The organism is Vibrio sp. R12-SW3-ISO1, assembly GCF_059834005.1.
The window spans coordinates 108,737-132,229 of sequence record NZ_JCBDGK010000038.1 but is presented as its reverse complement, the minus strand read 5'-3'; the positions used below and the strand labels follow the sequence as shown (position 1 = coordinate 132,229).

16 protein-coding genes are annotated in these 23,493 nt (G+C 49.5%); 2 read left to right on the top strand and 14 right to left on the bottom strand.

Annotation, left to right across the window (positions count from 1 at the left end; all coding sequences use genetic code 11):
- Positions 1-55: 55 nt before the first annotated feature.
- Positions 56-1,435 (bottom strand): DNA repair protein RadA, encoded by a 1,380-nt coding sequence (gene radA, locus AC6R0R_RS09600; protein ID WP_500626524.1) that lies wholly within the window; start codon positions 1,433-1,435, stop codon positions 56-58.
- A gap of 134 nt (positions 1,436-1,569) precedes the next feature.
- Between radA and AC6R0R_RS09595 the strand changes: the two genes are divergently transcribed.
- Positions 1,570-3,915: a PilZ domain-containing protein gene (locus AC6R0R_RS09595; protein WP_500626523.1), complete on the top strand. Its 2,346-nt coding sequence runs from the start codon at positions 1,570-1,572 to the stop codon at positions 3,913-3,915.
- Positions 3,916-4,063: 148 nt separating this feature from the next.
- Here the strand turns inward: AC6R0R_RS09595 and carB are convergent, their stop codons facing one another.
- The 5 genes from carB to secA all read right to left on the bottom strand — a co-directional run bounded on the left by carB (position 4,064) and on the right by secA (position 13,044).
- A complete protein-coding gene (gene carB / locus AC6R0R_RS09590; RefSeq protein ID WP_500626522.1) occupies positions 4,064-7,291 on the bottom strand; it encodes a carbamoyl-phosphate synthase large subunit in 3,228 nt (1,075 codons plus the stop codon).
- Between the two features lie 16 nt (positions 7,292-7,307).
- Positions 7,308-8,465 (bottom strand): glutamine-hydrolyzing carbamoyl-phosphate synthase small subunit, encoded by a 1,158-nt coding sequence (gene carA, locus AC6R0R_RS09585; RefSeq protein ID WP_500626521.1) that lies wholly within the window; start codon positions 8,463-8,465, stop codon positions 7,308-7,310.
- Positions 8,466-8,947: 482 nt separating this feature from the next.
- Positions 8,948-9,757, bottom strand: coding sequence for a 4-hydroxy-tetrahydrodipicolinate reductase (dapB, locus tag AC6R0R_RS09580; RefSeq protein WP_500626520.1), 810 nt, complete (start codon positions 9,755-9,757; stop codon positions 8,948-8,950).
- Positions 9,758-9,828: 71 nt separating this feature from the next.
- A complete protein-coding gene (gene mutT, locus AC6R0R_RS09575; protein ID WP_334554360.1) occupies positions 9,829-10,224 on the bottom strand; it encodes an 8-oxo-dGTP diphosphatase MutT in 396 nt (131 codons plus the stop codon).
- Positions 10,225-10,317: 93 nt separating this feature from the next.
- Positions 10,318-13,044 carry a preprotein translocase subunit SecA gene (gene secA, locus AC6R0R_RS09570; RefSeq protein ID WP_500626519.1) on the bottom strand — a complete coding sequence of 909 codons (2,727 nt, stop codon included), beginning with the start codon at positions 13,042-13,044 and terminating at the stop codon, positions 10,318-10,320.
- A gap of 322 nt (positions 13,045-13,366) precedes the next feature.
- Between secA and AC6R0R_RS09565 the strand changes: the two genes are divergently transcribed.
- Complete coding sequence (locus AC6R0R_RS09565) at positions 13,367-13,822, top strand: DUF721 domain-containing protein (RefSeq protein ID WP_500626518.1); 456 nt, start codon at positions 13,367-13,369, stop codon at positions 13,820-13,822.
- A gap of 109 nt (positions 13,823-13,931) precedes the next feature.
- Here AC6R0R_RS09565 and lpxC read toward each other — a convergent pair whose 3' ends face one another.
- The 8 genes from lpxC to murD form a co-directional block, all read right to left on the bottom strand.
- Entirely contained in the window at positions 13,932-14,849 is a 918-nt protein-coding gene (lpxC, locus tag AC6R0R_RS09560) for a UDP-3-O-acyl-N-acetylglucosamine deacetylase (RefSeq protein WP_487901315.1), read from the bottom strand.
- 99 nt (positions 14,850-14,948) lie between these two features.
- Entirely contained in the window at positions 14,949-16,172 is a 1,224-nt protein-coding gene (gene ftsZ / locus AC6R0R_RS09555) for a cell division protein FtsZ (protein WP_500626517.1), read from the bottom strand.
- Between the two features lie 30 nt (positions 16,173-16,202).
- A complete protein-coding gene (gene ftsA, locus AC6R0R_RS09550) occupies positions 16,203-17,465 on the bottom strand; it encodes a cell division protein FtsA (protein WP_487901317.1) in 1,263 nt (420 codons plus the stop codon).
- Positions 17,458-18,240, bottom strand: coding sequence for a cell division protein FtsQ/DivIB (locus AC6R0R_RS09545; protein ID WP_334554348.1), 783 nt, complete (start codon positions 18,238-18,240; stop codon positions 17,458-17,460). Before AC6R0R_RS09545 ends, ftsA begins: the two co-directional genes overlap by 8 nt.
- Before the next feature lie 179 nt (positions 18,241-18,419).
- Positions 18,420-19,880: a UDP-N-acetylmuramate--L-alanine ligase gene (gene murC, locus AC6R0R_RS09540; RefSeq protein WP_500626516.1), complete on the bottom strand. Its 1,461-nt coding sequence runs from the start codon at positions 19,878-19,880 to the stop codon at positions 18,420-18,422.
- Between the two features lie 9 nt (positions 19,881-19,889).
- Positions 19,890-20,954, bottom strand: coding sequence for an undecaprenyldiphospho-muramoylpentapeptide beta-N-acetylglucosaminyltransferase (murG, locus tag AC6R0R_RS09535; protein ID WP_500626515.1), 1,065 nt, complete (start codon positions 20,952-20,954; stop codon positions 19,890-19,892).
- Entirely contained in the window at positions 20,941-22,134 is a 1,194-nt protein-coding gene (gene ftsW, locus AC6R0R_RS09530; RefSeq protein ID WP_487901320.1) for a cell division protein FtsW, read from the bottom strand. The genes murG and ftsW overlap by 14 nt, the downstream gene beginning before the upstream one ends.
- 13 nt (positions 22,135-22,147) lie before the next feature.
- Positions 22,148-23,491 carry a UDP-N-acetylmuramoyl-L-alanine--D-glutamate ligase gene (gene murD, locus AC6R0R_RS09525; RefSeq protein ID WP_500626514.1) on the bottom strand — a complete coding sequence of 448 codons (1,344 nt, stop codon included), beginning with the start codon at positions 23,489-23,491 and terminating at the stop codon, positions 22,148-22,150.
- Positions 23,492-23,493: the final 2 nt, after the last annotated feature.

Here is a 23,493-nt window from a genome sequence, read left to right as displayed (position 1 = left end):
TGAATGTTCGGCAAGGCGCTTTTTAATTCGTTTAAGTGCTCAATCGCGCTGACAGTTACAACTCATCAAACGCTTCAATCGCTTCAGACAGCTTTTTCACACCATGGATTTGCATACCTGCAATCCCGCCTTTAGGCATGTTCGCAGCCGGCACGATCGCTTTTTTAAAGCCGTGCTTAAACGCTTCGTTCAAGCGCTCTTGACCACTGGGCACCGGGCGAATCTCCCCCGCTAACCCCACTTCTCCAAACACCACAACATCTTTAGGTAGTGGGCGATCTCTAAAGCTGGATAGCAGCGCCATGACCAAAGCAAGATCGGCACTGGTTTCGGTGACTTTGACACCGCCGACCACATTAACAAACACATCTTGGTCAGCCATCTGCAGCCCACCGTGCTTATGCAGCACAGCAAGTAGCAGCGACAAGCGGTTCTGCTCAAGACCCACCGCCACACGACGTGGATTGGCCAACTGGGAGTAATCCACCAGCGCTTGTATCTCAACCAACAAGGGTCGTGTGCCTTCCCATACGACCATGACGGAACTGCCTGAGGTTTCTTCTTCGCCGCGCGATAAAAAGATGGCCGAAGGGTTACTGACTTCTTTAAGCCCTTGCCCTGTCATGGCAAACACTCCCAATTCATTGACGGCGCCAAAGCGGTTCTTGTGACTGCGCAGCGTTCTAAAACGGCTGTCAGTACCGCCATCGAGCAACACAGAACAGTCGATAATGTGCTCAAGCACTTTAGGGCCTGCGAGTGTGCCATCTTTGGTGACGTGGCCGACAATAAATACCGAGACGTTGTTTTGCTTAGCATAACGGGTCAGTGCGGTGGCAGATTCCCTCACCTGAGCGACGCTGCCCGGGGACGACTGCACATCCGAAACGTGCATGACCTGAATCGAGTCAATCACCATGATTTTGGGTTGTTCTTGCTCCGCGATCTGGCAGATGCGATCGACGTTTGTCTCCGAAAGCATTTTGAGGTTGTCTTTAGGTAGCCCCAAGCGCGATGCGCGCATCGCGACTTGCTGCAAGGACTCTTCCCCTGTGACATAGAGGGTCGGCATTTGCGACGCTAAGTAACACATGGTTTGCAGCAGCAATGTCGACTTACCTGCGCCAGGATTGCCGCCGATCAAGATCGCGGCTCCCGGGACGACGCCACCGCCCAATACTCGGTCCAGCTCTTTGAAACCGCTGGTAAAACGGGGCACTTCCTGAAGATCAATCTCAGACAATGTCTGTACTTTGGTTTCAGCGGCGTTGCCCGCGTATCCGCTCAAGCGCTCGTTACGCGCCGCCGCTGGTGAAGCGGCTAAACGCACCTCACTGATGGTATTCCAAGCGCCACAAGCATTGCATTGCCCTTGCCATCTTGGGAAATCTGCGCCGCAGTCGTTGCACACGTAGGCTCTTTTTGCCTTTGCCATGGTTCCTCACCTGCTATTTTGTGACCTTATCAATTCGAATCTGGGTCACTTTATCTTGATTCGATGTAACATATCATTAAAGATCGTGTTATCAAGGTCGATAGAGAATAATTAGGTAGATCTAACCATAAAATATGCAGCAACAGGAAATCCTTTCAATCGCTGAGCGGCTCATTGCCGCTTACCACTCACAAGACTTTGAGTACCTTCTTGCCCAAATGACAGAAGGCGAGCCTCCGTCGGTCAAAATATTGGTCAAAATGGAGCTCAATCGAGTGATGGCACCGTGCACCAAACCGGTGGATCTGCGCGGACGGGTCAAAGGTGAGTGTCGAGAATACAAGCTTGATGGACTGCGCCACTGGTTAGATGATGTCGCCTTCAACGCTTATCACAAAAATGTGCGTAAGTTTGGCGGCTATACCGAAGGCGTGTGGGAAGCGCTGTCCAACACACACAACAACTTTCGTGTTATGCAAAAGCGCGGCAAGCCCATCGGCACCGAAGTGCAGGCCAAAAGCAGTGCACTGGAAGTCGAGCCGATTAACTTAGGCTATGACCTGAAGCGCAAAGAGAATCGTCTGCGCCTTTCATCCCAAATCGAGCTCAATCTCGCTAAAGGACAACTGGTTCACGGCGTCACCGTTGACCTCTCTCCTTCTGGCGCCAAGTTTAAAGTCCCGTCTGCGTTTGACTATAAGCTGGGTGAAATTGTCGAGGTACGCTTTGTAGAACTCGCCCAAAGCTCAGAAGTAGAGGCCATTCACTCAGCGTTTAGCTATCGGATTGTTGGTATCGACGAGTCTTACGAAAACGATGCAGTGAAGTTTCTGCGTACCATCATGCTCGACGAAACCCAAGCCATCGAAGCGATCATCGCAGAATGCCTCAATAACGACAGTAAAAAAGCCCGTCACGATAATCAAGATAAGATCATTCGCGCTCGCTCTCGAGGGTACGAGCACACTTATCTCAAACACACCTGCAATCTGCCGGTCTTTTTCAGTGGTGACGAGCTTAAACTGGTGTTGATGACGGAGAACAATCAGCCGATTTGGCAGTACTGGCACGACGAACGTAATCAACAAGCGCTCACCAGTTTGTTCAATAAACAGCGCATGAAACAACTGACCACTCCGGGTATGCGCGGCAGCAGTAACGTACTTTACTCCTTCACCCATGACCATCAGGGCAAGCAGCTGTTTTTCTCGATGATGATGCCGGAAGCGACGCGCGAACAGCGACAGTTGTTTTGGCATGTGGGCGCGAAAAAAGAGAGTTGGCGAGCCTTTCGCCTCTCTGTATTTGAGCTGAATGACGAAGAAAAAAGTGAACTGTCTACGCACTCGACCGAGCTTGGCCTTGAGCCCAACACCTTGACGCACTGCGGCATTTTGCAAGAGATATCAGGCAGCAGCAGTCGCAATGACTACTTGCTGACGGACAAGCCGCGTCTTGCCAGCAGCGAGCTCAACCCGTTTCGCCACACTCGCAACCCTGAGTCAAACCCCGCTTGCCTCTATTTTGATGCCAAATCCCGTCGCAAAGAGCCGAGGTATCAGTTTCAATCGCCTTTGCAACTGAAAACCGCCGATGGCCAGCGTCACGCTGGGGTTACGTTAGATATCTCCAAGCATGGCGCGAGCATTGCAGTCACCTCACCTTGCGGATTAAAAGCGGGCGATCTGTGTCATGTCGACTTTAGTGAATTAAAGCTTTACGACAAAAAGCTGCCGCTTGATGAAGTGCCGTATACGGTGATACGCATCAGCCCTGGTGGTAAGCGGATGCAACTGGCGATCATCGAAGAGCGCCAGACGATGAAGACTATTGCCTTCTTTGGCTCGCTGATTGACCACAACCAAAATAAATTAGTTGCCAAACAAGAGCTACTGCCCAGTAATGCCCTGCTTGAAGGGCTGCACGATATTTTGTTGGATAAAATGGTCAGCTCACCGCTGTTTTTTGAAAAACGCGGCCCGAATCTACGCCCACGTGTTATTGGGGTCAACTATCCTTTGCCTCCTTACCTTGGACTCCTGGCAAAGCTTGGTGAAGAGAAGAACTTTTCTCTCGAACCGATCTACAAAGGTCGCACCAATACCCTTATCGCCCAACCGATGCGCCGAATTGAAGGCGCTGAGCCTCAATATCATGAGATCTACTTGAGTGCGGTGAAGTTTGGTACGCGCATTCAGTCGATCGAATCGAAATTGGTCAGCGAGTTTGAAACACTGAAAGATCGTATTCGCTTCGTCAAACAAGCGATGTCGATTGGCGAATTTTATGCCCTGAGAATTTGCGCCGCGCCCGTGTTTGACCCTATGACCGCACTGGTACGCACTGACTTAGCCGAACTTGCCAACATCAGCCTCCACAAGGCAAAAAGCTTAGAAAAAGAGATCGGTACCATCGTCGGTTACGGGGAGCTAAGCGACATCACAGAAGAAGTCCTAATCCGCCTTGAGCTCACGCGCTAATCCGCTCTTTCGCTTGATCCCCATCACCCATCACCCATCACCCATCACCCATCACCCATCACCCAACATAAAAAAGCCCACTCGAAGGAGTGGGCAATGAGGTTGTCAATTCGGCTCTTATCACTGAGCCTATTGTCGAATCAAACGATTAGGCGTTTTCAGCGATTTTTGCGTGCAGCTCTTGTACAGAGGTGACTGATGCACATGCATCCGCGGTGTGAGACATGCACGTTGCAAACGCTGCGTTTAGCGTTGTGGTGTAGTTCACTTTCTCTGCCAATGCACCACGACGAAGTACTTTTGAGTCTTCAATCGCTTGGCGACCTGCTGCCGTGTTAACGATGTAGGTGTACTCATTGTTCTTGATACGGTCAAGAATGTGAGGACGACCTTCGTGCACCTTGTTGACCAAGCGAGGGTTGATACCCGCTTCACCAAGAATCACTGCAGTGCCGTGCGTCGCATCCAACTGGTAACCGAGTTTCACTAGCTTAGACGCTAGGTCAACCACGCGCTGCTTATCGCCTTCACGAACAGAAAGAAGCGCTCGGCCACCTTCTGGGTAGACGTTACCACAACCCAATTCTGCTTTCGCGTACGCTTCAGCGAATGTCGCACCCACGCCCATGACTTCGCCAGTAGAGCGCATTTCAGGGCCAAGCAGTGGGTCGACGCCAGGGAACTTGTTGAATGGCAACACCACTTCTTTCACTGAGTAGTATGGTGGGATGATCTCTTTGGTAAAGCCTTGAGACTCTAGAGATTGTCCAGCCATCACACGTGCCGCGATTTTCGCCAGTGGAGCACCTGTCGCTTTTGATACGAATGGTACGGTACGCGCAGCGCGAGGGTTAACTTCGATGAGGTACACTTCGTTGTCTTTCACAGCGAACTGCGTATTCATCAAGCCGCGAACACCCAACTCGAACGCCAACTTCTCAACTTGCTCACGCATCACATCTTGAATCTCTTGACTCAAGGTGTAAGCCGGTAGAGAACACGCAGAGTCGCCTGAGTGAACACCCGCTTGCTCGATGTGCTCCATGATACCGCCGATCACAACGCGCTCACCGTCACAGATGGCATCCACGTCGACTTCCGTTGCGTCATCAAGGAAGCGGTCAAGTAGGACTGGAGATTCGTTCGATACGCTGACTGCTTCGTTGAAGTAACGACGCAAGTCTTGCTCATCGTAGACGATTTCCATCGCGCGGCCACCCAGTACGTAAGATGGGCGAACGACCAATGGGAAACCGATGTCTTTCGACTTCTCGATCGCTTGTTCCATTGTGGTGACTGTCGCGTTTTCTGGCTGTTTTAGACCTAGACGCTCAACCGCTGCTTGGAAACGCTCACGGTCTTCTGCACGGTCAATCGCATCTGGGCTGGTACCGATAATTGGCACACCCGCCGCTTCTAGCGCTCGTGCGAGTTTCAGTGGCGTTTGACCACCGTATTGCACGATCACACCTTTTGGCTTCTCAACACGAACGATAGACAGAACATCTTCCAACGTCACAGGTTCGAAGTAGAGACGGTCAGAGGTATCGTAATCGGTGGATACTGTCTCTGGGTTACAGTTAACCATGATGGTCTCGTAACCATCTTCGCGAAGGGCAAGAGAGGCGTGTACACAGCAGTAATCAAACTCGATACCTTGGCCGATACGGTTTGGACCGCCACCCAGCACCATGATCTTGTCTTTGTCAGTCGGGTTCGCTTCACACTCTTCATCGTAAGAGGAGTACATGTACGCCGTGTCAGAGGAGAACTCCGCCGCACACGTATCGACGCGCTTATAAACAGGGTGAATATCGAACTGATCGCGCAGACGACGAATTTCGCTTTCAGACACACCAAGCAGTGCTGACAAACGCGCATCTGAGAAGCCTTTACGCTTCATCACACGCAGCACGTCTTCTGTTAAACCGGCAAAACCGCCTGCTTTAACTTGGTTTTCTAGGTTAACGAGTTCTTCAATCTGAACTAGGAACCAACGGTCGATGTTGGTGAGGTTGAATACACCTTCTACCGACATGCCTGCACGGAATGCGTCAGCGATGTACCAAATACGCTCAGCGCCCGCTTCTTTGAGTTCGTGACGAATGGTGGTGAGTGCGTCAGGCGCATCAAGATCAACCATTTCGTCAAAGCCATTCACGCCAACTTCAAGACCGCGAAGTGCTTTTTGTAGCGACTCTTGTTGGTTACGGCCAATCGCCATCACCTCACCCACTGACTTCATTTGAGTGGTCAAACGGTCGTTCGCACCGGCAAACTTCTCGAAGTTAAAACGAGGAATCTTAGTCACGACGTAATCGATGGTAGGTTCGAATGATGCTGGCGTTGCACCGCCTGTGATGTCGTTTTGTAGCTCGTCAAGGGTAAAGCCAACCGCCAGTTTCGCGGCAATCTTAGCGATTGGGAAACCTGTTGCTTTAGATGCAAGCGCAGACGAGCGCGATACACGTGGGTTCATCTCGATGATAACCATACGGCCATCTTTCGGGTTGATACCAAACTGTACGTTTGAACCACCTGTCTCAACGCCAATTTCGCGCAGTACCGCTAGAGAGGCATTACGCATCAACTGGTATTCTTTGTCAGTCAGAGTCTGTGCTGGTGCTACTGTAATTGAGTCACCCGTGTGGATGCCCATTGGGTCGAAGTTTTCGATAGAACATACGATGATACAGTTGTCCGCTTTGTCACGAACCACTTCCATCTCATACTCTTTCCAACCGATCAGTGATTCATCGATGAGAAGTTCGTTAGTTGGCGACAGGTCGAGGCCACGGCGACAAATCTCTTCGAACTCTTCTTTGTTATAAGCGATACCACCACCAGTACCACCCATAGTGAATGACGGACGGATGATACAAGGGAAGCCAACCATGTCGAGAACGGCATAAGCTTCTTCCATCGTTTTCGCAGTATCAGCACGAGGACACTCAAGGCCGATAGACTTCATCGCTTTATCGAAACGAGAACGGTCTTCTGCTTTGTCGATTGCGTCAGCTGTTGCACCAATCATTTCTACGCCGAACTCTGCAAGTACGCCGTGTTTCTCAAGGTCGAGTGCACAGTTCAGCGCTGTTTGACCACCCATTGTTGGTAGTACGGCATCCGGACGCTCTTTCTCGATGATCTTACGAACCACTTCCCATTGGATTGGCTCGATGTAAGTCGCATCGGCCATGTCTGGGTCAGTCATGATGGTCGCAGGGTTAGAGTTAACAAGGATGACTCGGTAACCCTCTTCACGCAGTGCTTTACACGCTTGTGCACCAGAGTAGTCAAACTCACATGCTTGACCGATAACAATCGGGCCTGCACCTAGAATTAGAATACTTTTTAAGTCAGTACGTTTTGGCATTCTCTACTACTCCGAATTAAGCGATGTTTTGCGTGTCTGAAATAGACTGTTTGATCAGTTCAATAAAGTGGTCAAAGAGCGGCGCCGCGTCGTGTGGACCTGGGCTTGCTTCTGGGTGACCTTGGAAGCTAAATGCTGGCTTATCAGTACGATGGATACCTTGTAGAGAGCCATCAAATAGTGACACGTGAGTGGCACGTAGGTTCTCAGGGAGTGTCGCTTCATCTGCCGCGAAACCGTGGTTCTGAGACGTGATCATCACAACGTTGCGGTCTAAGTCTTTCACCGGGTGGTTAGCACCGTGGTGACCAAACTTCATCTTCACTGTCTTCGCACCAGAGGCAAGAGCAAGAATTTGGTGACCAAGACAAATACCAAAGATAGGTAGGCCTTTTTCTAGGAAAACCTTGGTCGCTTCAATCGCGTAAGTACACGGCTCTGGGTCACCAGGGCCATTAGATAGGAACACGCCATCTGGGTTGAGCGCCAATACCTCTTCTGCACTGGTCTCTGCAGGCACGACCGTTAGACGGCAGCCACGATCAACCAACATACGTAGGATGTTACGCTTAGCGCCGAAGTCGTACGCGACAACGTGGTAAGGCTGCTCTCTCTCTGTTTTCGCTTCTGGCAATCCACCTTCTAGCGTCCAAGAACCTTGATTCCATACGTACGCTTCTTTGGTTGACACCACTTTCGCCAAGTCCATGCCTTTTAGGCCAGGAAACTCTTTTGCTTTCGCCAGCGCTAATGCCTCATCAAGATTGTCACCCGCGATGATACAACCGTTCTGAGCGCCCTTCTCACGCAAGATACGCGTCAGTTTACGAGTATCAATATCCGCAATGCCGACAATGTTTTGCGACTTTAGGTAATCAGAAAGCGTTTGTTCACTACGGAAGTTTGATGCGATAAGAGGAAGATCGCGAATCACAAGGCCTTGTGCATGAATTGAAGAAGATTCTTCATCTTCGGTATTGGTACCGGTGTTACCAATATGTGGGTAAGTAAGGGTGACGATCTGCTGGGAATAGGAAGGATCAGTGAGGATTTCTTGGTACCCCGTCATCGAGGTATTAAAAACAACTTCACCAACGGACGACCCATCTGCTCCAATGGAAACTCCGCGGAACACTGTCCCATCTTCTAGGACTAACAGTGCTGATTTACTCAAGACAACCTCCAGAATAAAAATGCAAAAATAATAAATTTAACTGCAAATTTGCCTTCCTGTGCGCAATAAAAAAGCGGTTTTAGGTATTTCAGACAAATTGGCGGTATTCTAATGAGGCCTGTGACATGTGTCAACACACACGTAAAAAAACACCGAAACTTTAGGGCTCTTTAGACAAAAAACAGCCCAAAAGGCCTAAAAGAACAACTTTTGCAAATGAGTAATCGATTTCAATTCAAAAAACTCAAAATCTCTCTTTGTATCACCTGTACCAGATCACACTTTTTTTCTTCGCTCTCACGCAAACGATGAACACCATAGGTAAAGTCAAACTTTAAAGACATTAAAGAGAAAACCAATGCCAAACCACCAAAACAACCAACAAAACCTCAAGAAAAACGAGCGTTACCTGAAGTTAACTCATTTTCTTTCAACGCACAGATATAAAAAACGCCGGGCAAGCCCAGCGCATAATTATTTATTTATAGCTCATTAAGTCCTAGGACATCCGTCATGGTATAAAAACCAGGGGATTTTTGGCTAAGCCAGACGGCGGCTTTGACCGCACCATTGGCAAAGGTCATTCTGTCCGTCGCTTTATGAGTGATCTCTACACGCTCACCAACATCAGCAAACATCGCCGTGTGTTCGCCGACAATATCGCCTGCGCGAATGGTGGCAAAACCGATCTCATCTTTAGTTCGCTCGCCGGTAATACCTTCACGAGCATACACAGCAACATCGCTGAGCTGATTTCCCATAGCGCCAGCAATGGCTTCTCCCATACCAATTGCGGTACCGGAAGGCGCATCCACTTTATGACGGTGGTGCGCTTCAACGATTTCAATGTCGCAGTAATCGCCCATCACTTTGGCTGCCTTTTCAAGCAGTTTGAACACAAGGTTAACCCCAACGGAGTAGTTAGGCGCCATCACGACGGGAACGCTCTGAGCAATCTCATCAATAGTCGCTCGCTCTTGCTCACTAAAACCAGTGGTGCCAATCACAATGCTTTTGCCATGCTGACGGCAAAGTTCTAAATTCGCTAGCGTGCTCGCCGGTGCCGTAAAATCGATAATGACATCAAAGTTGTCGATCTCTTTGGCAAGATCATCCGTCAGCACGACATCAAATTTGCCCTCTCCGCACAGTTCGCCGACATCGACACCCACCAAAGAAGATTCCGGACGCTCGGATCCTGCACCAACACGGGCGTCTTGATTTAAAAATGTCGCTCTGACTAAGTTACGACCCATTCGACCGGCCGCACCCGCAACTGCAATTCTGACCATTGCAAAAAACTCCTTGGTTCTTGTTCCATTTGTGCCAATAAACTATCAACAATCTCGGCTTGAAACCAGTATTAAAACTCTTGAATGACACGCTTTAGAATCGGCACATTTGCTTCAGGAAAGGTGTAGTGACTCAAATCCGCAATCGCCACCCAGGCACCTTGCTGTCCCTCTTTGCCGTACGGCTCACCAGAAAACTCATGCACACAGATAAAATCAAACTTGAGCGATTTATCCGGATAGTCATACTCAAGATGTTCAAACGGGGTTTGATGTGACACGACAATCCCCACTTCTTCTTCCAGCTCGCGCGCCATCGCTTGCTCTATACTTTCCCCTGCTTCGACTTTACCACCGGGAAACTCCCAAAAGCCGCCCTTATGTTTGTCATCCGGACGCTTGGTGATGAAAATCTTCGATTTGTCTTGGTTGAAGATGATCGCCGCAACGATATGAATACGTTTCATTGACTGGTTCCTATTTGGTTGTTGCCATCCATCAGACGGATACAAAAAGAGCCGCCAAAGCGACTCTTTTCCTATAGATCTCACGTTAATCGCTTACGCAATTTTACCGTGACACTGTTTGTATTTTTTACCGCTGCCACATGGGCAAGGTTCATTTCGACCCACTTTACGCTCTTCTCGCACCATTGGCTGATGAGCATCATCACTCGCGTCGTCATCACTCAATGGGTTGTCGGCGCTCGCGTGTTGCGCTTGTGCCAAACGAGCCGCTTCTTCTGCTTGCGCTCGACGCTGAGCTTCCATACGTTCCACTTCTTCTTGCTGCTGAACGCGCACTTTAGACAAGACAGTGATCACGTCGGATTTCAGTGCTTCAAGAAGACCTTCAAAGAGCTCGAAAGATTCACGTTTGTACTCTTGTTTCGGGTTCTTCTGCGCATAGCCACGTAAATGAATACCCTGACGCAAATGGTCCATTGCAGCCAAATGCTCTTTCCACAAGGTATCGAGCGTTTGCAACATCACTGACTTTTCAAAGTTGCGCAGCACTTGCTCGCCCACCACGGCTTCTTTCTCTTTGTAAACAGAGATAGAGGTCGCAATGATTTTCTCGCGCAGCGCTTCTTCATACAGTTTGTCGTCTTCTTCAAGCCACTGCTTGACCGGCACATCAAGGTCGAAGTCGTTTTTCAGACGTGCTTGAAGCCCATCCACATCCCACATATCTTCTAGCGATTGCGGTGGGATGTACTCATCGATAACAGCGTTAAGCACGTCGTCACGGTTTTGCTCAATCATGTCACTGATGTCGTCAGCGCTCATCAGCTCATCGCGCAACTCATACACCACTTTACGCTGGTCATTCGCAACGTCATCGTATTCCAGCAATTGCTTACGAATATCGAAGTTACGTCCTTCCACTTTACGTTGCGCTTTTTCAATCGAACGTGAGAGCATTTTCGATTCGATCGCTTCACCCTCTTCCATACCACTTTGGATAAGGCTAGCCATACGATCCGAGGTAAAGATGCGCAGCAGTGAGTCTTCCATCGAAAGGTAGAAACGAGACGAACCTGCATCCCCTTGACGACCAGAACGACCACGAAGCTGGTTATCAATACGACGTGATTCATGACGTTCAGTACCGATGATGTGTAAACCACCGGCTTCCAGCACTTGATCGTGAACGACTTTCCATTCCGCTTTAATCGCATCAATTTGCTCTTGAGTTGGGTTGTCCAGTGTCTCCACTTTTGACTGCCAACTGCCGCCGAGGACGATATCCGTACCACGACCCGCCATGTTGGTTGCGATGGTGACTGCACCCGGTTTGCCCGCTTCCGCGACGATCTCTGCTTCTTTCTCATGGAATTTAGCGTTCAGCACGTTGTGCTTGATTTTCGCTTTCTTCAGCGCAGTAGAGAGTAGCTCTGATTTTTCAATCGATACGGTACCCACCAGCGTTGGCTGACCTTTTTCAACGCGCTGTTTGATGTCTTCGATAATCGCAGCGAATTTCTCCGCCTCGGTGCGATAAACCATGTCTGGCATATCATCACGAATCATTGGCTTGTTGGTTGGGATAACCACAGTTTCAAGACCATAGATCGATTGGAATTCAAACGCTTCTGTATCTGCGGTACCCGTCATACCAGACAGTTTCTCGTAGAGACGGAAGTAGTTCTGGAAGGTAATCGACGCCAGCGTTTGGTTCTCGTTTTGGATCTTAACGCCTTCTTTCGCTTCCACCGCTTGATGTAGACCTTCAGACCAACGGCGACCAGGCATAGTACGACCCGTATGTTCATCAACGATCACCACTTCACCCTCTTCAGTGACGATGTAGTCAACGTTCTTCTCAAACAATACGTGCGCACGCAGGGCAGCATTAACATGGTGCAGTAGACTGATGTTCGTCGGTGAGTACAAGGTGTCACCTTCGACCATCAAGCCGTTTTTGATCATTAACTCTTCAACAAACTCTTGACCGGTTTCAGTCAAATACACTTGCTTGGATTTCTCATCCACCGTGTAGTGACCATCACCACGGTACTCTTCGGAATCTTCTTTGTCTTGCTTCTGGAGTTGTGGGATGAGCGTGTTGATGCGAGTGTACAGCTCAGAGCTGTCTTCAGCAGGGCCAGAAATGATCAGCGGCGTTCTCGCCTCATCAATCAAGATGGAGTCAACTTCATCGACCACAGCGAAAAAGCGCGCGCGTTGAACGCGGTCTTCGGCGCGAAACGCCATATTGTCACGTAGGTAGTCAAAACCGAATTCGTTGTTGGTACCGTATAAAATATCCGCTTTGTAGGCTTCTTTTTTCTCTTGAGGTGGCATGTTCGGCACGTTAACGCCTACCGTCATACCGAGGAATTCAAACAGCGGTCGGTTGGTTTCTGCGTCTCGCTTAGCGAGGTAGTCGTTGACGGTCACGACATGAACCCCTTTGCCTGGCAGCGCGTTCAGGTACGCAGGGAGTGTCGCGGTGAGTGTTTTACCCTCACCAGTACGCATTTCAGCGATTTGTCCGTTGTTTAGGACCATGCCTCCGATAAGCTGAACATCAAAGTGGCGCATGCCATACAAACGTTTTGATGCTTCACGAACCGTCGCAAAAGCTTCAGGCAACAGACTGTCTAGTGTCTCGCCTTGATCTAAACGCTGACGAAATTCGACGGTCTTTTGTTTTAGCTCTTCATCAGATAGAGCCTCAAACGTCGGCTCAAAATTGTTGATCTCTTTTACTATTTTTCTCAGGCGTCGCAGGGTTCTGTCGTTGCGACTGCCAATTACCTTTGTCAGTAGCTTAGTTATCATTTGCTATGAATCTCTCTTAACTCAGATCGGGCCCGATCATCTTATAATGCCTTCAGTCTCTACCAGTTTTAAACTAAGAATACTGAGATAAATCACTTTCCTCAGATATTGTGCTATTTACTTTAGAATTCAAGGCTAGAACTGATTTTAGTGGCGCCTATCTTATGAAATTTTCACCCTGACAACCAATAGCAAGGTAATTTGTTTGAAGCACACTTTATTTTTTGTACTTATATGACGTAAGTTTATCCAATGCAGTGCTACCTACTCGCACGAGCTTCGCTTAGAATGAAACAGACCGTCCAGCAATATAAGGCCCACTATGCGTGACCACCGCCCTACTTTAGGCGACGACATCATCGCTCAATCTCGCTTGTCGACACTGCAACAACACGCCGAAGAGATCATCTTGATCAACCGAGCACTGCAGGCCATTTTGCCTCGTGGTACGGAAAAGCATTGCCGGGTGGCAAACATCCGTGAAGGACAATTGATCCTCGAGGTAGCTAGCGCAGGGATCAAGATGAAGATCGATCGTGATCGTCTGCATATTTTGAATCAATTACGATCTCAGGGATTCGCTCGACTGATCGCTGTCAGCGTACAAATCAATCCGGAGCTATATCGATCAAACAGTGAGAAAAGCGAGCAGCCAGCGCCACAAAGGGATCCGATCTCTTCCACTGCCGCGAGCTATCTTGAAATGATCGCCTCAAACGCCTCGCCGAAAGTAAAGGCACGACTTGAAAGCTTGGCGAAATTAGCCAAGAAATCGTAGGACTTCACCACACTGATATGTGGCTGATATTTGTTAGGGCGATCAAAAAAGGCCAGATCATTCGATCTGGCCTTTAAAATTTTTAGCCTGCTGGCTTAATACCCGCGTTTTATGCAAGCACCATATTAGGCTCTGCAAAAGCCATCGGTGCTGGTGCCTCTTCTTCAAAGGTCACCCACTCCCACGCTTCCTGGTCTGCGAGGACTGCACGAAGCAGCTGGTTGTTGAGGCCATGGCCCGATTTGTAAGCTCGGAATTCGCCAATGATAGGGTGACCACACATGTACAGATCGCCAATGGCATCAAGCACTTTGTGCGTCACAAATTCATTTTCAAAGCGAAGACCTTCTTCGTTCAGAATACGATATTCATCCAATACGATGGCGTTGTCAAAACTGCCACCCAGCACCAAGTTTTGAGACTGGAGGTATTCGATATCACGCATGAACCCAAAGGTACGAGCTCGTGAAATCTCTTTCACAAAACCGTTTGTCGAGAAATCAAACACCAAGTGCTGCTCGTCGGCATCAATAGCCGGGTGATTGAACTCGATTTCGAAATCCATACGGAAGCCATTAAACGGAACAAACTCCGCCCACTTGTCTTCTTCTTCAAAACGGATAGGTTTCTTGATACGAATAAAACGTTTTGCGACATTTTGCTCTTCGATACCCGCTTGTTGAAGCAAGAATACGAATGGACTTGCGCTGCCATCCATAATTGGGATTTCTGGCGCATCGACTTCAACGATAACGTTATCGATACCCATTCCCGCAAGGGCAGCATTCAAGTGTTCAACTGTTGAAATACGGACACCTGCGTCATTAACCAGAGCGGTACACAATTTGGTGTCTCGCACAGAGTCTGGGTTCGCAGGGAAGTCGACCGCCGGCTCTAAATCCGTGCGGCGATAAATGATACCAGTATTTGCAGCAGCTGGGCGTAGCGTGAGCGTGACTTTGCGACCAGAGTGGAGACCCACACCAGTTGTTTTCACTATTTCTTTCAGAGTACGTTGTCTGATCATCTACCTTGCCTCAACAATATTGCCACAAAACGCGGTCAATCTTTAACATCGACCGCGAATCCTACCACATAATCGAACAGTGTCAAATTATGGATGTCATCAATCAGCTTGGCGACGTAGGAAAGCAGGAATATCTAAGTAGCCACTTTCTTTATCGGCTTTCGGTGCAGCAGCGCTTTGGCTTGCCCCACCGCCAACACCTGACGTCGTCGGCTGAGGTGAAACTTGTGGTTTCTCTTGCAAAGATGGTGCCGCTTTTTCTTCCACTTTGTTGACGCTCGCTTGAGGCGTCACCGTTTGTTGTGGTTGAGTTTGCGTAACCGGCTTCGCTTTTCCACCCGCAACCAGAGTAATGTCAGGTTTTTTCTCGTTACCGATACCTGTCGCTACAACGGTGACACGGATTTCATCAGCCATGTCTGGATCAAGAGAAGTACCAATCACCACAGTTGCATTGTCAGAAGCGAACGCCTTAACTGTGTTACCCACAGTTTCAAACTCATCGAGGCGCATATCCAAACCCGCTGTGATGTTGACCAAGACGCCACGAGCGCCCGCAAGATCAATATCTTCAAGCAGTGGACTAGAGATTGCCATCTCTGCCGCTTCTTCCGCACGGTCTTCACCTTTCGCGACACCACTACCCATCATAGCGTGACCCATTTCCGACATCACTGTGCGAACATCCGCAAAGTCGACGTTAATCATGCCAGGGCGAGTGATTAGCTCAGCAATACCTTGTACCGCGTTTTTCAATACGTCATTTGCACTTGCAAACGCTTCGAGTAGTGTGATGCCTCGGCCAAGAACCTTGAGCAATTTCTCATTAGGAATCGTGATAAGCGAGTCCACATGCTTTGAGAGCTCTTCAATACCTTGCTCAGCAAACGCTAGGCGCTTTTTGCCTTCGAAGCTAAATGGCTTAGTGACTACAGCGACGGTCAATACGCCGAGTTCTTTTGCCACTTCTGCAATAACAGGTGCCGCACCGGTACCAGTACCACCGCCCATTCCGGCCGCGATAAATACCATATCGGCACCTGACAACTCTTCTTTAATTCTTTCTCTATCTTCAAGAGCAGCGTCACGTCCTACTTGCGGGTTTGCCCCTGCACCTAGACCTTTTGTCATGTCGCCACCAATTTGGATGACACTACTGACACTGGTTTTTCGAAGCGCCTGAGCATCAGTATTGATACTGATGAACTCAACACCTTCGATGGATTCACGCACCATGTGTTCGACAGCGTTACCACCGCCGCCACCAACCCCAACGACTTTAATTACTGCATCGTCAGACATTTCCATCATCGGTTCAAACATGTGTTATCTCCGTTTTTCCTGCTGCTCAGGTTAAAACTCTTTTTGTATCCAATTACGCACTCGAGCAAAAAAGCCGGTAACTGACTGGCGAGAAGGCTCGTTGTATTCCGTCTCATCATTTACCTGACTGTCGCGCGCGTAATGAAGTAAACCCACAGCCGTAGAATGATACGGCTCTTTGACATAATCCGTTAAGCCGCTCACCTCTAGTGGCTTGCCAACTCGTACTTGGTTGCGGAACACGCGCTCCGCACACTCAACCAAACCTTCAATTTGTGATGCCCCACCTGTGAGCACCACACCTGCGGCAAGATGGTGTTTAATCCCCTCTTCACGCAGTCTTTCTTGAACAGTATCGATCGTCTGGTTCACCAGACCCATTAACTCAGTATAACGAGGCTCTATCACTTCAGATAGAGTTTGACGTTGTAAACTTCGCGATGGACGTCCTCCAACGCTAGGAACGTTAACTGTGTCATCTTTGCTGACCAATTCACTCACGGCACAGCCATATTTGACTTTAATCTCTTCAGCATCGCTGACTGGCGTGCCAAATGCAAAGGCTATATCGCTAGTGACCGCATTTCCTGCGTAAGAAAAGACCTCAGTGTGACGTAACGCGCCGCCTGTCCAGATGGCTACATCCATGGTGCCTGCACCAATATCAACCACACACACGCCAAGTTCACGCTCATCTTCTGTAATGACCGCATTACTTGACGCAAGGCCAGAGTAGACCAAATGCTCCACCGTTAAGCCGCAACGCTCAACCGCTTTAATAATGTTTCTCGCCATATCATTGTGGCAAGAAATGAGGTGCACGCTGACTTCCATGCGCACCCCTGACAGACCGAGTGGATTTTTGATTCCCTCTTGGTAGTCAATCGTAAACTCTTGTGGGATGACATGCAAAATACGCTGCTCATCGCCAATTTTAATAGACTTAGCGGTATGAATCGCACGATCCATGTCTTCTTGTGACACTTCTTCTTCGGAGATAGTGCCCATCCCCTTTTCGATACGGCTAGCAATATGGCGACCAGACAGCGAAATGTAGACGTTGCGAATTTGGCACTCAGCCATCAACTCCGCTTGGTCCACCGCGCGCTGAACCGATTTCACTACCGACTCTAGGTCGTTGACTCCGCCTTTATCCATACCACGCGACGGGCTAATCCCAGCGCCAATAATATTAATTTGACCATCAGGCAATACTTCGCCCACCAGAGCCGATACGGTTGCAGTGCCTATATCAAGACCAACAATAATGTTGTCATCAGCGGTCTTAGTCATCTGTACTCTCTTGTTCTAACTCTTGATCAGGGAACCATCCAACAGATGCTCCCGTGTCATACCTGAGGTCAATGTAGCTCACTCTTAACGTGTCGCTACCTAAATTCTGATACAGAGAAACAAATCGATTGATGCGTTCCTCTAACGACTCTTTACCCAATTCCAAACGAATGCCGTTATCTAGAATAATTTGCCACGCTCGGCGCTCGTTTTGCACCAAGGACGTAATCGACAAATTGAGCGCGGTAAATTTCGGGCTAATTCGACGCCACACGTCCAACACTTCTTGGCTGGTACCCTGTGGGCCGTAGAGCTTTACCCGCTCCTCTTCTAGTTGGCCGATGTCACCATTGAAGACGTCTCCCTGCTCATTCAGCAATGCGTTGCCATTCCAAATTGCCGCCGCTTGGTGCTCAGTAAGAAACACTTTGACGGTGTCTGGCCATTGCTTGCGTATTGAGGCGTGAGAGACCCAAGGGATCGCTTCAGCCATCGTCTGCAACACCTTGATATCTTGTGACATAAAGGTTCCGACATGATCCAAATGCGCAAAAGCACGTTGGACATCGAGGGCAGAGACGTAGTGCAAATCACCTTGCAAGACAATTTTAGAGAGTGGCAGACGCTGGTCATCCCACATCCATGAAATCGTCGAATAAAGAAGGGAGCCAATTAACAGCAAAACCACCAGTAAAAACCCACCGCCAACCGCGTGGTTTTTAACAAGTGGGGAAGAGGTTAGATGACGGCTTTCATTAAAAGCACTTTTAATCAAAGTCCATAGTCCTTGCTATTTGTTCGCAATTTTCCCTATCTTCTTTTGCAATAAGGCAAAAGCACTTATTTTAACTTTCGGATTATACTGGCGTCACTGAAAGTATCAAATACTGAAAGTGAGAAATCGCCGCTTAAAACACAGAAAGTGCATCAAACCGCGATTTTTCACCCTTAAATCTACGCCTGACGCATCTTATCGATATTTAACTCAAAAGCCGCCAACTGTTTTGCCACTTTACCGACATCCCCCGCCCCTTGAGTAAGCACTAAGTCACCGTCTTGTAAGACATTCGCAAGGACGGAAGGTAACGTACTGCTGTCTGGGACAAAAATGGGGTCAATACGACCACGTGAACGAATCGTCCTGCACAATGATCGACCATCTGCACCAGCAATGGGCTTTTCACCTGCCGCATAGACATCCAGCATGATCAAGACATCCACTTGTTCCAGCACGTTGGCGAAATCATCGTAGAGGTCTCGCGTTCTGCTGTAACGGTGGGGCTGAAAGATCATCACTAAGCGTTTTTCTTGCCAACCATTTCTCGCGGCTTGAATGGTCACATCCACTTCTGTCGGGTGGTGGCCATAATCATCAACCAGCATTGCATGTCCCTTGCCAGTTTCGAACTCACCTAGATGATCAAAGCGGCGGCCGGTTCCTTGAGTGCCTGCCATGGCGCGTAAAATCGCCTCATCGCTGACATCATCTTCCGTTGCGACGGCGATGGCCGCTGATGCATTGAGCGCATTATGGCGCCCTGGAATATTCAGGGTAATGTCTAGGTTAGCGCGATGTTTACGTACGACAGTAAACTTGCCCTGCTGGCCTTCTTGGCGATAGTTTTCAATGCGCACATCGGCATCTTCTGAAAAACCGTAAGTAATCACTTGGCGGCTCACTTTAGGAATCAGTTCACGCACGACCGGGTCATCGACACACAAAATCGCTTGGCCATAAAACGGCAGGTTGTGCAGGAAATCGATGAACGTTTGTTTGAGCGTTTCAAAATCGCCGCCATAGGTGTCCATATGATCCGCTTCAATATTGGTAACGATACTGACCATAGGCTGCAAATGGAGAAACGAAGCGTCGCTTTCGTCCGCTTCCGCAATCAAGATACGGCTAGAGCCCAATCGCGCATTGGTTCCCGCGCTTTTGACCAAGCCACCGTTGACGAACGTCGGGTCTAAGCCTTCTTCAGAATAAATCTGCGTGACCAAGGCCGTTGTGGTGGTTTTACCATGTGTGCCCGCCACCGCAATACCGTGACGAAAACGCATCAGCTCAGCCAACATTTCTGCGCGGCGAACCACAGGGATACGGGCTTCGCGGGCAGCCTTAATTTCTGGGTTTTGCTCGTTGATGGCAGTAGAGACAACCACCACACTGGCGTTGGCGACGTTGTCTGCATTGTGACCGATATAAATCGTCGCCCCTTTTTGCGCGAGCCCCTGCGTAACCGGATTCTCTGCGATATCTGACCCCGTGATTTGGTAGCCTTCGTTGAGCAACACTTCTGCGATGCCACTCATACCCGCACCACCGATGCCGATAAAGTGAATGCATTTCACGCGGCGCATTTCTGGCACCATGGCACGAATCTGCGCCAAATCTTGTGTATGTTGAATTGTCATAATCGTTCTCTATTTCTGTGCCAGTTCGATGATCGCCGTTGCCACCACTGTATCAGCGTCAAGTTTGGCGGCCGCGCGTGCCTTCTCTGCCATAGAGAGAAGATCATCACGGCTCAGATGGCGAATACCTTCGGTCAATGACACCACACTGAGCGCCGGCTGCTCAATCATTTTTGCGGCGCCGCATTCTACCAGATGATCCGCGTTCAACGCTTGTTGGCGATCTTTGTGCATAAAGGGAATAAAAATCGCCCCGACCCCCGCCGCTGACACTTCCGACACCGTCAACGCACCAGAGCGGCATACCAGAAGATCGGCCCAAGCGTATGCCGCGGCAACATCATCGATGAATTCCACCACTTCAGCCTGATCGACGTTTTGATCTTGATAGGCTTTTTTCACAGAATCCGCGTTATTTTTACCCGCTTGATGGCGAACTTGATAACCACTTCCTAGGTTGGCCATCACCTCAGGTAAGGTTTGATTTAAAATCCGCGCACCTTGACTGCCACCCATAACCAAAATACGAATCTCATCGCTACGCTCACTCATGCGCACTGTCGGGCTTGGCAGTGAAATTACATCCTCACGCACGGGGTTCCCCACCACTTCTGCATGAGTAAATGCACCCGGAAACGCCTGAAACACCTTGCTCGCAATACGTGATAACCATTGATTGGTGAGACCTGCAACCGCATTTTGCTCGTGCAGTACTACTGGAATGCCCAACAGTTTCGCTGCCACGCCACCTGGGCCACTGACATAGCCGCCCATGCCCAATACCACATCCGGTTGCCAGCGTTTCATATGCGCTTTGGCCTGAAAGATCGCATTGATGATTTGAAACGGCGCCGCGAGAAGTTTCGCTACCCCCTGTCCACGCAAGCCTTTGACTTTGATAAAGTCGATATCGATACCGTGTTTCGGTACCAACTCGGCTTCCATTCGATCCGCAGTCCCTAGCCAGCGAATTTCCCAACCTTGCTGCTGAAGTTTTTTGGCAACGGCTAAGCCAGGGAAAACATGACCGCCCGTACCGCCGGCCATGACCATAAGTTTTTTAGTCTGAGTCATTATTCGATTTCTGTGTTGAGTCAGGCGCATCAACCCGGCATTCGAAGTCAATGCGAAGTAAGATAGAGACGGCCACCGCCATGATAATCAAACTAGATCCGCCGTAACTGATAAGCGGCAAGGTGAGACCTTTGGTCGGTACCATACCGGCCGCCGCACCGACATTGACTAAGGTTTGAAACGCAAACCAAATGCCGATACCAAATGCCAGATAGCCGCCAAAAAGATGCTGGTGCTCAAACGCTTTTCTGCCAATAAAAATGGCTTTGATCACCAAGCTAAAAATCAGCATTAGCACGAGCACAACGCCGACAAAGCCCAACTCTTCGGCTAACACGGCAAACACAAAATCTGTGTGCGCTTCAGGTAAGTATTCGAGCTTTTGAATTGAATTACCAAGGCCTTGACCAAACCACTCACCTCGGCCAAAAGCCATCAATGACTGCGTCAATTGGTAACCGCTGCCGAAAGGGTCTTCCCACGGGTCGAGAAACGAGGTGACGCGGCGCATGCGGTAAGGCTCGATCCAAATCAATCCGACTACCGCTGAAATGCCGACCACCATCAAGGCAAGAAACTGAGTCAGCTTGGCTCCGGCGATAAACAGCATGCCAAACAGCGTCACCAACATCACGATAACGGTGCCTAAATCGGGCTGAAGAAGTAGCAAACCGGCTAATGTCCCAAACACGATGATGGGCTTAATAAACCCACCAAAGAAGCTCGATTGAACCTCATCGCGTTTACGCACTAAGTATCCGGACATAAAAATAAACAGTGACAATTTCGCCACTTCGGCAGGCTGTAAGTTAAACAGCCCTAGCGGAATCCAACGTGAAGCGCCATTGACTGATTTTCCCGCCACCAGCACCACGCACAGCAAGAAAATAGACAGCAGCAGCAACCAAGTACTGTAGTCGAGCCATTTTCGCATCGGAACTTGTAAAATAACCGCGGACGTTCCGAGCGCGAGGACAAGAAACAGCGCATGGCGAAACATAAAGTGGAAAGGCTGGTCAGTCAGACGTGAACTGATAGGAAACGATGCGGATGTCACCATCACCAGACCTGTCAACATTAACCCAAGCGCAATCCAGACCAATTGTCGATCGTACAGTGAGTCTGGGCTGTCACTGGTGAGCCAATGTTGCACTCTGTGGATGGCACTGGAAATCGGCATATCGTCCTTGCTGTTATGCGTAGGTGAGAGCAAGCTCGCGGAATGCATCACCGCGCACCATAAAGTTGTTGAACTGATCAAAGCTCGCACAAGCCGGTGAAAGCATCACCATGTCACCCTCGCTGAGCTGAGGGGCGACCCACTCAATCACATCACTCATACGGTCAAATCGTTTGGCACTAGGATGCAAGGGCATAAACGCCTCACCATCCACGCCAAAGCAGCAAAGCTGCACGTTGAGCTTCGACAGTGGCGATGCCAATTCGGAAAAATCCGCCCCTTTACCGACACCGCCGACAAGTAGGTAGAGTCGTCCTGTCAAGGATAGCCCAGATAGCGCCGCCAACGTACTGGCAACATTGGTCGCTTTAGAATCATTGACCCACTTAACGCCGCGTTTGTCAGCCACCACTTGGCAACGATGTGTTAAACCTTGATAAGCCTTGATAGCCGGTAAGGCTCCCTGGAGCTCTATACCCGCTTGATTTAGCAGCGCCAATACCACCATCACATTCGCAACATTGTGTTGGCCCACCAGAGCAAGCTCATCGGTCGCTAAAATAGGACTATCTTGACATACAATCCAGTCACGACCTTGAGATTGACGTAAATGGTAATCCGCCTCTTGCTTGAGTGAGAACGTCACTAGGTCGCAAGCGTTGTGATCTGGGTAGGTTTGCTTGTCGTCTGCATTCACAACCCCTTTGATGGCATGGTCGAAAATGCGCAGTTTGGCCGCACGATACGCCGCCATTCCAGAGTAGCGGTCCATATGGTCTTCACTCAGATTGAGAAAAGCCGCGGCCACTAGATGCAAAGAAGAGGTCGTCTCTAATTGAAAGCTCGACAGTTCAAGAACGTAAAGATCCGCCTCTTGCTTTAGCAGATCCAGTGCGGGAACGCCGATGTTTCCACCCACGGCGGTCTTGACGCCCGCAGCGTTCGCCGCCAACCCCGTCAGATCCGTGACGGTACTTTTGCCATTCGAGCCAGTAATCGCGATCACCGGTTTGCTGACATGCCAAGCAAAAAGCTCAATGTCGCCCACGACTGGCGTGCCTTTAGCAATCACTTGCTGAATTTCAGCCGTTGCCAACGCAATACCCGGGTTGACCACGACCAAGTCTGCACGCTCTAGCCATTGCGTTTGCCATCCACCACTGTGCAATGCAACATCACTCGGCAGCGACTCTTGACCCGGCGGGCACTGGCGCGTATCGATCACCTTAATGTCGAGCGCATTCGGTAAACGCTTAAGGTAATTCACCACCGACAAACCGGTGATACCCAAGCCAACCACGACGACGTGGTGAATCGACTCCCATCGAGAGAGATTGGCATGAATAGACTCGCGCATGG